The organism is Acinetobacter sp. UNC436CL71CviS28 (assembly GCF_000620525.1).
GTDB lineage: Bacteria > Pseudomonadota > Gammaproteobacteria > Pseudomonadales > Moraxellaceae > Acinetobacter > Acinetobacter radioresistens.
In genome coordinates this window covers 1-13167 of record NZ_JIBB01000053.1, presented here as the reverse complement: position 1 = coordinate 13167, position 13167 = coordinate 1, and the positions used below count along the sequence as shown (strand labels likewise).

General features: G+C 38.1%; 12 protein-coding genes and 2 pseudogenes. 8 read left to right on the top strand and 6 right to left on the bottom strand.

Annotation, left to right across the window (positions count from 1 at the left end):
• The coding region (locus N518_RS16920; RefSeq protein ID WP_202852379.1) for a helix-turn-helix domain-containing protein at positions 1-234 on the bottom strand (234 nt) is incomplete at its 3' end.
• 113 nt (positions 235-347) lie between these two features.
• Here N518_RS16920 and N518_RS16430 point away from each other — a divergent pair.
• From N518_RS16430 to N518_RS0114180, 4 genes and pseudogenes are all read left to right on the top strand, one after another.
• Positions 348-1421, top strand: a pseudogene (locus tag N518_RS16430) (FAD-dependent oxidoreductase); the annotation flags it as partial.
• Positions 1422-1497: 76 nt separating this feature from the next.
• The gene (locus N518_RS0114190) at positions 1498-2556 is read left to right on the top strand and encodes a 2,3-butanediol dehydrogenase (RefSeq protein ID WP_005025631.1); all 1059 of its coding nucleotides are present in this window, start codon (positions 1498-1500) and stop codon (positions 2554-2556) included.
• Positions 2557-2627: 71 nt separating this feature from the next.
• Positions 2628-3413, top strand: a complete 786-nt coding sequence (locus N518_RS0114185; protein ID WP_005025632.1) for an acetoin reductase — start codon at positions 2628-2630, stop codon at positions 3411-3413.
• Between the two features lie 255 nt (positions 3414-3668).
• The gene (locus N518_RS0114180; RefSeq protein ID WP_005025634.1) at positions 3669-4322 is read left to right on the top strand and encodes an SOS response-associated peptidase; all 654 of its coding nucleotides are present in this window, start codon (positions 3669-3671) and stop codon (positions 4320-4322) included.
• Between the two features lie 6 nt (positions 4323-4328).
• Here N518_RS0114180 and N518_RS0114175 read toward each other — a convergent pair whose 3' ends face one another.
• Positions 4329-4796: a MarR family winged helix-turn-helix transcriptional regulator gene (locus N518_RS0114175; protein WP_005025635.1), complete on the bottom strand. Its 468-nt coding sequence runs from the start codon at positions 4794-4796 to the stop codon at positions 4329-4331.
• Between the two features lie 463 nt (positions 4797-5259).
• Between N518_RS0114175 and N518_RS0114170 the strand changes: the two genes are divergently transcribed.
• Together N518_RS0114170 and N518_RS0114160 are read left to right on the top strand one after the other, a co-directional pair.
• A complete protein-coding gene (locus N518_RS0114170; RefSeq protein ID WP_010700172.1) occupies positions 5260-5724 on the top strand; it encodes a hypothetical protein in 465 nt (154 codons plus the stop codon).
• A gap of 938 nt (positions 5725-6662) precedes the next feature.
• Complete coding sequence (locus N518_RS0114160; RefSeq protein ID WP_005025639.1) at positions 6663-7052, top strand: hypothetical protein; 390 nt, start codon at positions 6663-6665, stop codon at positions 7050-7052.
• Between the two features lie 340 nt (positions 7053-7392).
• On the opposite strand, the gene brnQ is transcribed toward N518_RS0114160, so the two are convergent.
• Positions 7393-8694, bottom strand: a complete 1302-nt coding sequence (gene brnQ / locus N518_RS0114155; protein ID WP_026444427.1) for a branched-chain amino acid transport system II carrier protein — start codon at positions 8692-8694, stop codon at positions 7393-7395.
• Positions 8695-9084: 390 nt separating this feature from the next.
• Here brnQ and map point away from each other — a divergent pair, with 390 nt between their 5' ends.
• On the top strand, positions 9085-9879 hold the full coding sequence (map, locus tag N518_RS0114150) for a type I methionyl aminopeptidase (protein ID WP_005014658.1): 795 nt from the start codon (positions 9085-9087) through the stop codon (positions 9877-9879).
• 385 nt (positions 9880-10264) lie between these two features.
• Here the strand turns inward: map and N518_RS0114145 are convergent, their stop codons facing one another.
• Positions 10265-11167 (bottom strand): LysR family transcriptional regulator, encoded by a 903-nt coding sequence (locus N518_RS0114145; protein ID WP_005014656.1) that lies wholly within the window; start codon positions 11165-11167, stop codon positions 10265-10267.
• 287 nt (positions 11168-11454) lie between these two features.
• On the opposite strand from N518_RS0114145, the gene N518_RS0114140 reads away from it, so the two are divergent.
• On the top strand, positions 11455-11781 hold the full coding sequence (locus N518_RS0114140; protein ID WP_005404183.1) for a hypothetical protein: 327 nt from the start codon (positions 11455-11457) through the stop codon (positions 11779-11781).
• A gap of 14 nt (positions 11782-11795) precedes the next feature.
• Here the strand turns inward: N518_RS0114140 and N518_RS0114135 are convergent, their stop codons facing one another.
• Both N518_RS0114135 and N518_RS0114130 read right to left on the bottom strand, forming a co-directional pair.
• Positions 11796-12731, bottom strand: coding sequence for a LysR substrate-binding domain-containing protein (locus N518_RS0114135; protein WP_005014654.1), 936 nt, complete (start codon positions 12729-12731; stop codon positions 11796-11798).
• 128 nt (positions 12732-12859) lie between these two features.
• A pseudogene (locus N518_RS0114130) lies at positions 12860-13167 on the bottom strand (IS4 family transposase); the annotation flags it as partial.

Sequence of the window (13167 nt, the reverse complement as noted above, 5' to 3'; positions counted from 1 at the left end):
AGGAGACCATAAACAACGGATCGCTTCAACAATAAATTTCCAGAGGATTGAATCGATTTTGAGTTTTCTGTGACCACGTCTACGTCTAGCGAAGGTGTTATCAGAAGCATATCGAGCTTGATAAACGTCATTGATGCTATTTCTTTTAAGCTCACGATAGATCGTACTAGGATGTCTTTTAATGAGTTCAGCAAATTTTCTGGCTGAAAAGCCTTCTTTTCTTGACTCAAGCATTAATGCAGTACGATCTTCAAAGTTAAGATGATGGTATGACAATTTTATATACTCCATAAACCCTTTAAATTAATTAGGTGGTTTATGTCGCACTTCAAGTTTTACTCTGCCAGGTTATATTTGGACGGGCCAAGCTGCAGGCGAAAGAAACGCTTGAGATAATCGATGAGAGCGGTAAAGCACGCATTTTAAAAGCACCTCATATCATTTTAGCAACAGGTGCCAGAGCTCGAACTTTGCCTGGTCTGCCTGTCAATGGCACCGAGATCTGGAGTTACCGGGAAGCGCTAGTCCCGGAACAATTGCCTGAATCTTTACTGGTAGTCGGTTCTGGCGCTATAGGCAGTGAATTTGCCAGTTTATATCATGATCTAGGCTGTGAGGTTACTCTTATTGACGTTGCTCAGCAGATTTTGCCTACTGAAGATGCAGAAGTTGCAGAATATATGCGTAAGCAGTTTGAGCAGCGCGGTATGAAAGTGATTACTGGCTGTTCATTACAAAATGTCCAGGTTACCGGAGGTCAGGTACAGTGTGAACTTCATAGCTCACAGGGCAAACAAGAGCAAGTGTTTGATCGGGTTCTGTCTGCAATAGGTGTACAACCGAATGTAGAAAAACTGGGACTGGAACAGTTAGAAGTAGAGTTTAAGCAGGGCTTTATTCAGGTGGATGAATACTGCCGCACAAATGTCGTGGGGCTCTATGCAATTGGTGATGTGGCGGGTGCACCATGTCTGGCTCATAAAGCCAGTCATGAAGCTATTCTTTGTGTAGAAAAAATTGCAGGACTCACAAATCTTCACTCTCTAGACCGTACTCAAATTCCTGGCTGTATTTTTACTCATCCTCAGGTTGCCAGTATTGGTTTGACTGAAGCGCAGGCCAAAGCGCAAGGCCATCATATCCAGACTGGGAAATTTCCTTTTCAGGCAAATGGCAAGGCACTGGCCTTAAAACAAACTGCCGGTTTTGTAAAAACTGTATTTGATAAAGAGACTGGCGAGCTGCTCGGAGCACATATGGTCGGTCATGAAGTTACTGAACATATTCAGGGTTTCGCAATTGCCAAATATCTGGAAGCTACCGACGAAAGCTTGGCACAGGTCATTTTTCCTCATCCTACGTTATCAGAAGCAATGCATGAATCGGTATTAGCTTCCCTACAGCGGGCAATACATATTTGAAAACATGGAAGAGCTTATCTGGTTTAGCTTGATAAGCTCATTCTTCTTACAGAAAACTGATTAATCAGGAGCAGTAATGAAAGCAGCTCGTTTTTATGATAAAGGCGATATTCGCATTGAAGATATTCCGGAGCCACAAGTTACACCAGGTACAGTCGGTATTCAGGTTGCCTGGTGTGGCATTTGTGGAACCGATCTGCATGAGTTTATGGATGGTCCAATTTTTATTCCGCCTTGTGGCCATCCGCATCCAATCTCGGGCGAATCTGCTCCGGTAACGATGGGACATGAGTTTTCCGGAGTTGTATACGCTGTGGGTGAAGGGGTTAATGATATTCAGATTGGTCAGCATGTGGTGGTTGAACCTTATATCATCGCTGACGATGTGCCGACTGGGCCTAATGATGCTTATCATCTGTCGAAGAATATGAATTTTATTGGTTTAGGAGGGCGAGGCGGTGGTCTATCGGAAAAAATAGCCGTGCAGCGTCGTTGGGTACACCCAATTTCCAATAAAATACCATTGGATCAAGCTGCACTGATTGAGCCTTTGTCGGTAGGTCATCATGCTTATATCCGTAGTGGCGCACAAGCCGGAGACATTGCACTGGTTGGGGGTGCAGGGCCTATAGGTTTGTTGTTATCAGCTATTTTAAAGGTTAAAGGACTCACTGTTATTATTAGTGAGTTAAGTGCTAAACGTAAAGAAAAAGCAAGAGAGGCTGGTGTTGCAGATTATATTCTGGACCCTTCAGAAGTTGATGTGGTTACGGAAGTCATGAAAATTACTCAAGGCCAAGGTGCAGATGTTGCTTTTGAATGTAGTAGTGTAAATAAAGTACTAGATACTCTCGTAGCTGCGATGAAGCCGGCTGGTGTACTGGTCATTGTATCAATTTGGAGTCATCCAGCCACAGTAAATGTTCACAGTGTTGTTATGAAAGAACTTGATATTCGTGGCACCATTGCTTATGTCAACGACCATCAGGCAACAATCAAATTGGTGGAAGACGGTAAAATTAATTTGCAACCTTTTATTACACAGCGCATTCAACTCGATGACTTGGTTTCGCAGGGTTTTGAAACTCTGATCCATAACAATGAGTCAGCTGTTAAAATTATTGTCCATCCCTAAATACTCAGAAAAAACAAGCAGACGTTTTAATTGCTTATCAATAATTTAACAATAATATATAAGGAAAAATAATGAATAAGGGATTAATGAATAAAATCGCCGTTGTAACAGGCGCAGCGCAAGGTATAGGGCGTGGTATTGCTCTAAGACTGGCTCAGGAAGGTGTACATGTAGCCTTGGTAGATCTGAATGAACAACGACTTAATCAAGTAAAACAGGAAATTGAAAATTTAAAGGTAAAAGCCAGTATTTTTGTTGCTGATATCAGTCAGCGTGATCAGGTGTATGCCAGTATTGAACATGCCGAGCAGTCTTTAGGTGGTTTTGATATTATGATCAATAATGCTGGAATTGCTCAGGTTCAGCCTCTTGATGCAGTGACACCTGAAGGACTGCAAAAAATTAGCGGTATTAATATTGGTGGAGTTCTGTGGGGTATTCAGGCCGCAGCTCGAAAATTTAAAGCGCGCCAGCAAAAAGGTAAAATTATTAATGCAGCTTCTATTGCAGGGCATGAAGGTTTTGCCATGTTAGGAGTATATTCGGCAACAAAATTCGCAGTCCGTGCTTTAACTCAGGCCGCAGCCAAGGAATATGCTTCACATGGCATTACGGTAAATGCATATTGTCCGGGAGTAGTGGGCACAGATATGTGGGTAGAAATTGATAAAAGATTCTCTAAAATTACCCATACCCCAATTGGTGAAACATACAAAAAATATGTGAGTGGTATTGCACTAGGGCGTGCACAAACACCTGAAGACGTGGCTGCGCTGGTTGCTTTTTTATCGAGTGAAGATGCCGATTATATTACCGGGCAGGCAATTTTAACAGATGGAGGCATGATCTACCGCTAGTACAATATACACTGTCTAATTTTTAAAAATGTATGAACATAATCAGGCTTCTACTTAAACACATTAAATAATAAAAGGCCTGAGTACATAGAATATAACACTATCTTATTTGTACTCAGGCCTGTATTTCCTTAAGTTTTTTAAGATGTTTTTGTCAAATTCTGCTGTTTATACATAATATTATCCAGCCACTAGTCCATTGAAATACTAAAAGTTATCACTATATATGACCTATAGTTTTTTAAATTTTCGCCTATGTGTGCCAATTTTAAACCTGTTACGCGTGTTCAGGTGGATAAACTTCAGTTACCGGATATTCCTTTCGATTATCTCGAAGAAGTGTATCCAGCCTATGATTTGCCTTTACTATTCAAGTCAGAATATGGCTTGGAATGGCGTAGCGTAATGTTCGGACTGGTGCCAAAGTGGGCTCAGGATAAAAGTTCGGCTAAACGGACCTATAATGCCCGAAATGAAACTTTATTTGAAAAGCCAAGTTTCCAGGAGGCTGCATTTAAAGGTAAGTTTGGAGTTATTCCGGTGACCGAATTTTATGAAGCAAAATATATTGATGGTAAGGCTCAGCGTTGGGGAGTACGACGCAAAGATGGCCAAGGCTTTTTCATTGCTGCCATTTATGAAATCTGTAAAATCAATGATGAAGTGATTCGCTCAGCCAGCATGATCACGATGGATGCAATAGACCATCCGATGATGAAGGAGTTTCATGAGCCAGGAAATATCAAACGTTCAGTGATTATAATTCCACATGAACGTCTGGATGAATGGCTGAGTGTAGGGCCTGCTAACTTCAACTCATTTATTGAAGGTTTTCCTGTTGAAGAGTTTGAGTGTTCTCATGTACCCAAGCCTAAAGTGGAAACGCCCCAGTTAAACTTTTTTGACTGATGAAAGTTAATTTGAAAGATTTTTAAATAAGTGTTTAAGGCTTTCAATTAGTTTTTCAATCTGTAATGGAGTAAGCCCTTCAAAAGACTGTTCGAGTACTACTCCAGTAAGATCATTAATTTTAGTGGTCATTTCTTTGCCATACTCAGTGAGATTTACCCGTGTAATACGGCCATCCTCTTCACATGAATAGGTATTGACATAGCCTTCAGCTTTCAGGCGGTAAACAATTTTGGTTGTAGTCGACATTTTTGAAATGATCATCTCTGAAAGATCAGAAACACTGGCATGTGGTTTAGACTCAAGTGCCAGTAGAATACGTCGCCGTGAGTTATCTAATCCATAACGCTTTAAGACATTGTCCATATTCTGCACATATTGTGCATGTACTTGAGTAATCCAATAGAATGGGAAGTCTTCAAGATTAAAATCCCCAGTGTTTGAAGGCAAAAACCGAGCATATTTTTTATTCATACGAGAATAACCCTAATTTTAATTATTTTTACAAAGTAAGTTTATTGTAAAACAATTGTTTTATACAAGAGAGTGGCTAAGTTTATTTTAGTATAAAAACTTTTATGAGCCCTTCACTGAGTTTGATATTTTTAGATTGACTATCGTTAGAACGACAAAGTGTGTCATTTGAGCAGTATTTTGATGAGATTTATAAGAAAAATGGCAAAACTGCTTTAAAAGCTGTAAGGAATGATTTTGACTCATATGTATTCTTTGAGATTTTTTATTAAGATTTAAATAGCAAATAAAGTAGCTCAGCTATTTTGTATTTTCTGCCTCATTGATCAGTTTTACTTTAAAATAAAATTTTGTATTGGGTTTGAGAATTACCAGTGATGTGATTCTTAACAAAATGAGTGACTTCATTGAATTTTATGTCTATAAAGAGAAGCTCTAGAAAAACAAATTATTAGAACATTCAATGAACATGGATCAACTTACTTTCGCAACTAAACTTGCCATTCTGTTTAGCGGTATCTATTTATGGATTGGTATGCTAACAGGACTCTGGAAATATTATCAGATCAGAAAATCTGCGCATTCACGTGCTCATCCATATGTGGATATAGCTCACCGAAGTAGTTTGCTCTATGCTCCAGCAACACTCATTCTGGCTACACTGGGGCATTTTACCATCTGGTCTGACTATGCAGTTCTCACCTGTATTGGGATCAATATATTATTTTTCAGCCTTTCTATATTAAGTTATATTTTACATGGAGTTTTAAAAGATACTGTTAATCAGTTTCAGGTGCCGCATCAACTTGGTAAATGGTATTTACCCAAAATTTTGATGACAATATTTATGTTTTTACTGGTAATTGGAGAATTAGTAGCAAGTGGTTTTCTAATAATAGGGACTGCGTATTATTTTGGATTTATCTAAACAAGCCTAGAGGCTAAAAAATAATTTTTTATTATATAAAGATGGATGATTGCTCATCCATCTCTTAGTTGTTTTTATACTTAAAATATTTACGACACTTGTGGTCAATAAGCGCCCAGATCGAGAACAGGGCAGAAACTATTAAAGCATAGAGAAAGTGTTCTAGCTTCAAATTGCCATTAATCACCCCATGAAAAAGCAGAGTTAACATGAGGGCTACTGTAGTAACAACATAATTGACAAAATTTTTATCGTTCTTAAAAACTTTGGCGAAAGAACGCTTGTTTAGGGGTAAAGAGTGCATCTTCGGTCCTCCTGTCGTGCGCGACAAAACCTAATTGTTTTAATCAGAAATCTAGTTTTTAATGTTTTACTGCTTATTTCCGAGTATTTCAATAGGTGATAGCATTATTTTTTTATCATTATTTTTCTTTATAACGTATAAGGTAATTAATGTATTTAATAAATAAATATAAGAATAGTTTTTGTGTAAATTTTTTTGATCACATTATTAACTAATTTTATATGATAAATCTCATTTTTTTAATTAAAATTTTGATAAAACAAAAAGTTATAATAAATTGAATTTCTAATGTACTATAAGAAAAATAATTTTAAATTGGCATTTTGAAAATTAATTTAGCTCAACTGATCTTAAGTAAAATCTGAATATAAATCTGACTTTTTAATTTAAAATGTTTAAAAAATTCTTAAGATTGTATATTTTATATACTTTAAGTAATAAAATATTTCAAGTCATGAGATAAAATTTTAATTTCTATTGTAGCTACTACAATTGGCTGCGTTATTTAGAGACTATTATATAGCGTTCTTAATAGCTGATTTTATTACAAGTTTTTAACAATTAATAATTTTTTTCCTGAAAAAAATATGCTTAGATCAAAAGTATCTGAAGACAAGAGAAAAGGATAAATAATATGAATAAGTTAATGGTAGCTATGGGCTTAATTGCCGTATTTGGAATCACAGGATGTGATAACCGTGAAACAGGTGCGACTGCTGGAGAACATTTAGGTAAAGCGGCCGAGCAGGCGGGTTCAGATATTAAAGATGCAACTTTAGCAGCAGGCGCTGAAGCAAAAGAAGCTGCTGACGATGCAGCAGTCAAGATGGATGCGGCGGCAGAAAAAGCTGAAGTTGAAGCTCGTGAGGCAACCGCAGATGCTCGTGAAGCAACCGCAGAAGCTGCAGACCGAGCGGAACAGAAAGCTTCAGAGGTGGAAGCAGATGCCCGTAAAGCCACAGCAGATGCTGCTGACTCTGTAGAAAAGACAGCTTCACGTGTGGAAGCAGATGCCCGTAACTAAAATTTTTTTGCTATGCAAAAGCCAGCACTGTCTGGCTTTTTTATATTTTTAAAATTGCAGAATACTCAGAGTTTATGAGACAGGTGATAGATCAGAGATAGAGAAAATTTCTATTAAAATTAAATAGATAAAGAAAGGTAGAAATAAAAAAATAACAGACTTTATGATAATTCTTAAAGGTTAAAATAGCATAAGCCAAGTTTCTGTATATAAAAATAAAACTATAAGCATTCAATTCTAATAAGAGGCGTAAACAAAAAATGCCAGTTGGGTAAACTCGGCATTTCTGATCACCAGTAAAATCAGCTCTGGGTAAGAATTGATTTTAACGACTCATAAGTTAACTGTTTGAATGTTTAACCCGGTCGACAATAATAGAAATGACTAGAACAATTAATGACGGGATAAGCCATGCAAGATTTTGTTCATTGAGTGGTAAATGTTGAACCGCATCTGGTAACATATCAGAGAATCCAGCTACCTTGATTCCATCGATTATTCCAAAAATGAAAGCCATTGCTGCTACAGGCGTAATTACATAGCCCGGTTTTTTCCAGAATTTCCAGAAAAAGCTCAGCATGATCACTACAATTGCAGGTGGATAAATAGCACTCAAAACAGGAACAGAAACAGCAATCAGCTTAGTTAGTCCAAGGTTTGAAATTAAAACCGAAAATAGAACTAAAATAAGCACCAGAATCTTATAAGGAATCTTGGTAAGTTGAGTAAAGTATTCTGCACAGGCACAGGTCAAACCAATCGCCGTAACTATACAAGCTAGAAAAATGAGCAGACTTAGAAAGAGTGAACCTAAATCACCAAAAGCATGCTGTACATAAGCGTGTAGAATCTGTGCCCCATTGGCTGCGTTAGGTGCTGCTTCATGACTTCCTAGCCCCAATTTGAACAGGCTGAGATAAACTAGGGTCAGACCTACACCAGAGATCAGACTTGCAATCACTGCATATTTGGTCACGAGTTTAATATCGGTTACACCACGTGAGTGGATCGCCTGAATAATCACAATACCAAAAACTAAAGCACCCAGCGTATCCATGGTCAGATAGCCATTAACAAAGCCTTCAGACACTGGGCTATTGATATAATGGTTAATAGGAGCGGGAATAAAACCTGCCGGTATACAGAACGCAGCAATTCCAAGAACTGCTAACGCAGCAATTTTCATAGGAGCAAGAACATGACCTATCGTATCGAGTAATTTATTTGGATATAGCGAGACCAGTCCTACTATCGCAAAATAAATTAGACTGTAGATCAGTAAACTGCTACTTGAAGTGCCGAAATAAGATGAAAAGCCAATTTCATAAGACACTGTGGCTGTACGCGGTGTTGCAAACAGAGGCCCTACTGACAAATAGCACACCACAGTTAAAACTAAACTGGCTATACGGCCAAGCGGTGAACTCAATATTTCAATTGACCCTTGCACACGCGATAGTGCAATAATGGTAATTACAGGCAAACCGACCGCTGTAATGAGAAACCCCAGGGCTGCCCACCAGACATGTTCACCTGCCTGCTGTGCAACAATGGGTGGAAAAATGATATTACCGGCGCCAATAAAAAGCGCGAAGGTCATAAAACCTAGAGCAATAATATCCCGAGTACGAAGATTATTCATATCATATAAAGGGAGAGGGACTGTAAAAGAAGCAGCGATTCTAATTTAAAAAATAAATTTTGTGTAATTTCTCTAATATAAATTATGAAGAAAGCTGATGATAAAAATTTTTCAAAAATATAGTTTATTTCCAATGTTATAATTAATTATTTGAAAACAATTGTCTTATATAAAATAACCAGATAAAAATTTCTAAGGGTACAAATTTTTTATATCAGAAAAAAATAATTAAAAGAGTAATTTTTATGGCTAAAAAACAGCCGGTCTAAAAATTTTATAAACAGAATAATCAATTGTTATCGTTTCTGATGACTTGAAGTGCCAGTCTTAATCAGGAAATTTTATATAAAAAACGTTATACTTGAGTCACTAACCAGAGAGGATAGGTCAATGAGAGCTTCAGCTGTAACTATCAAGACAGAACAGGATATTGAAAAATTACGTATATCCGGGCGTTTGGCTGCACAAGTTTTGGAAATGATAGAGCAGTATGTCAAGCCAGGCGTTTCTACCGAATATCTTGATGATATTTGCTATGACTATATCGTAAATACTCTAAAAGTCATTCCTGCAAATGTGGGCTATCATGGTTTTACTAAGACCACCTGTATTTCACCAAATGAAGTGGTCTGTCATGGTATTCCTTCAGCGCGGACTATTTTAAAAGATGGCGATATTATCAATATTGATGTAGCAGTAATTAAAGATGGCTACTATGGAGATACCAGCCGAATGTATTATGTAGGGCAAGTCAGCCCTCAAGCTAAACATTTGGTAGAAACAACCTATGAAGCAATGGTAGCAGGAATTCATACAGTCAGACCCGGTGCCACATTGGGTGATATTGGCTATGCGATTCAAAAAGTTGCCCAGCGCGAGGGCTATACCATCGTACGTGAGTATTGCGGTCATGGAATTGGAAAAACTTATCATGAGCAACCTAATGTACTGCACTATGGTCAACCTGGACAAGGGTTGATACTGCGTAAAGGTATGGTGTTTACCATTGAGCCTATGGTGAATGCAGGTAAGGCACGTGTCAAAGAATTGAATGATGGCTGGACTGTGATTACAAGTGATAGGTCGCTTTCTGCGCAGTGGGAACATATGGTGGCGGTAACTGATAATGGATTTGAACTCTTAACACCATGGCCAGAAGGGACAGGTTCATATCCCAAAATTTAATTTTGTTTAAAAAATAATCAAACAGTTTAATTTTATGGAAATTTAGATAAAAATTTCCATAAATTTTTATCTATTTATTTGAATTAGCATTGTATCTATTTGTAATTTCTTAAAAATATATTATATATACAACAACATAAATATAACAATTTATAAAAAATAAGTAACTTTTAAGATGTTTTATGTATTTGTTTTTAATTGGTTATTTGTATATTATTATTTTTAGATTCTATCGCTGTAGTTTCTTTTTAGTTGTTCGTTTTTATAAGCTTACCTTTCTACAGGGTAAGCTTTTTTTTATCCATAAAATTTATTTTAATATTCAGCCGGACGACGAATAACAGAAATTTTGTCTTTTGAGTTTATTGAGCTCACGAATAGTTAGTTAATGGGCTTTGTATAAATGCTCAACCAAATACTCAATAAAAACCCTGACTGAAGGAAGCTGACCACGACGTGATGGGTAAACAGCATGGAAAACTCCATGGGGTGTGTTCCAGTCAGGAAGAACGCGAACAAGTTCTCCGTGTCTAACCAGATCAGCAGTTACACTGTCGGGGAGTAAAGCGATACCGCAGCCCTGACGTGCCAGTTGTGCCAGCATCATCAGGTCTGAACCCATGACGACAGGATTAATTTTAAATTTTCGCGATTTATTTTCCCGGTCATGCAGGGTGAGCTGCTGGTCCAGGTGATCATCAATCATGCTCAGTATTCTATGTTCTGCTAACTGGTCAGGATGGGTTAAATTGCCATATTCGTTGAGGTAAGCCTGACTGGCAACCAAATGCTGTTCAATTCGTTGAAACTGGCGAATAATCAGATTAGGGTCATTGTCCAGATTAAAACGTACCCTTAGAGCAACATCAATCCCTTCATTAATCACATCAATGCGGCGATTGGTGACACTAAGCTGAACCTTGATCTCTGGATACTGTTTTAGAAAGTCGGGTAGAATCTTCGCAATTTCATTTTGGGCTATACTGACCGGTAAACTGACTTTAATCACTCCACGCGGTTTACTGCTTAAATGATCTATCAGGTCATGGGCAGCCTGTGCTGCATTCATCATGTCCTGTGCATGCTGATAGATATCCATACCAATATCAGTGACAGCAAAATGTCGTGAGCTTCGTTGAATGAGGCGCACGCCAAGACGTTCTTCCAGATTATATACCCGCCGGCTGAGTTTGGATTTGGGAATATCAGTTGCGCGCTCAGCTGCACTAAAACCTCCATGCTCGACAACTAAGGCAAAGCAGTAAAAATCATCCAGATCAGTCAGCATGCAGATTTCCGTTAAAGATTATGAAAAGATATCGTTGTAGCCCGCTGTATTTTATAGCGGATTTACTTCAAGAGTTCTATTTTAAATTGCAGGTTTACTGCCATTTCAAGTTATATCTAAATAGTTAATTTAAAGGAGCTTATCAGGCTATCTGTTATCAAATTAAATTTTTTCATTTTAAACACATAATAAAATTCTACTATTTGTATCGCTATCCTCTTGATGCCCTCTATATATTGTTCTTTAAAATCTTTTACAATAGTTAAAACACACACCTGATGAACGCAATGACCTATCAATTAATTCAACTTGATGACCCGATGCAGAATGTTAGCTGCCCTTATTGCCAGCAGCATATTATTGACTGGCAGCAGGAACAATATATACAGCCTTGTCAACACACTTTATTTATAGCGATGGATTTGGGCTTTGAGTTTATTGCTGATCATTTTGAAGCCAAAATGTCTCGAACAGTAGATATAATTCATGAAGACCCAGAAATGAATATCTTTCAGGAAATTACTGCTACGGACTGGCCTGATTTAATCGTTTATAAAGCTGATCTTGGTGTAGAAGGGCTTTATCGTTATATTGGTTTATCTCAAGTGGCTTAAATAAAGCTAACGGTTTAATCTGTCCGGGTTTCCTGTTCAAGCCATTGAATAAATTTATGAATTAATGGGTTAGGCTGCTGCTGGGAATATACAAAATAATAGGAACGGGCACCTTTGAGTTTAATATCAGAAGCAATAACCAGCTCACCCGAACCGAATTCTTTTTCTAGTAGCATCTGTGGAATTAACGCAACGCCCATATGATGAGACGCCGCTACAGCCAGCATTGAAAACAGTTCATGTCGCTGACCTTCCATAGCATAAGGATAATCTGCTCCAGCAACTTCAAACCATTCTTTCCAGATGTATGGCCGGGTTGTCTGTTGCAACAGGGGCAGGCTGGCAATTTGCTTGACGGAAAGTGTGCCTTGAAATGGGCCGGATACAGGCTTGAGTTCTGGGAAATTCCGGTAAATCAGGTCTGGTGAACATACTGCAACTACATCTTCATGCATCAGGTAATGCGCTTGTGTACCCGGCCAGTTTTGTACCTGTGTTTCGGTTCCTGCATAAATAGCAGCATCAAAAATATGGTCACTAAATAAAAATGGTTTGGTACTGGTTTCCAGATGTACATTAATTTCAGGATAAAGAGTATTAAAGCGATGTAGGCGAGGTACCAGCCAGCGTGTAGCAAACGTTGGTACAACTCCTAGTTTGAGTGTTCCGCCTAAGCCTTTATGCGACATCAGGTCCAGAGTACTTTGTTCCAGACTGAGTAGATGAGTGCGGATATCTTTATAGTACTGTTCACCTGCATGCGTTAACTCAACTCCATGTCTTGTCCGGTTAAATAATGGAAGATCCAGATATTCTTCAAGTTGCTGGATCTGACGTGAAACTGCACTCTGCGTGACAGAAAGTTCTTGTGCAGCATGAGTATAACTACGATGCTTGGCTGCTGCTTCAAAGCAGATGAGTGTCTGTAATGAAGGAATCATTCTGCGCATAAAATTCTCCCGAAGAGCGAGATAAAATAAAAAGTTCCTAGCCAGTCTGTAATTTTTGCCAAGACTTGAGCTATCAGGGTAATTACTCTTCTTATCTGTAAAAAAAACTTCTCTGTACACGACAAATTTCACAGAACCCTTATCCTATCAGGGTTCTGCCTTCTTAAAATTGCCAAAATTTCCTTAAACTCTTCTTTTTTCCCAAAACCAATTAAACGCTGAATCGCCATTTGAACATAGTCTAAACCATAGCGAAATAAACTCATTGAGAGTCGTCCATGCTTCTTTATTTTTATCGCTTTTTTTTGATCATGTTGCCATTCACCCGTTAAGTAACACCAACAGAAGCTTATAGCTAACACCGCAATCAATTTTTTCACTCGTCTAGGGTCTGTCAAGCGCGTATTTTCAAGATTAAACCCGCGTCCTTTGAGAC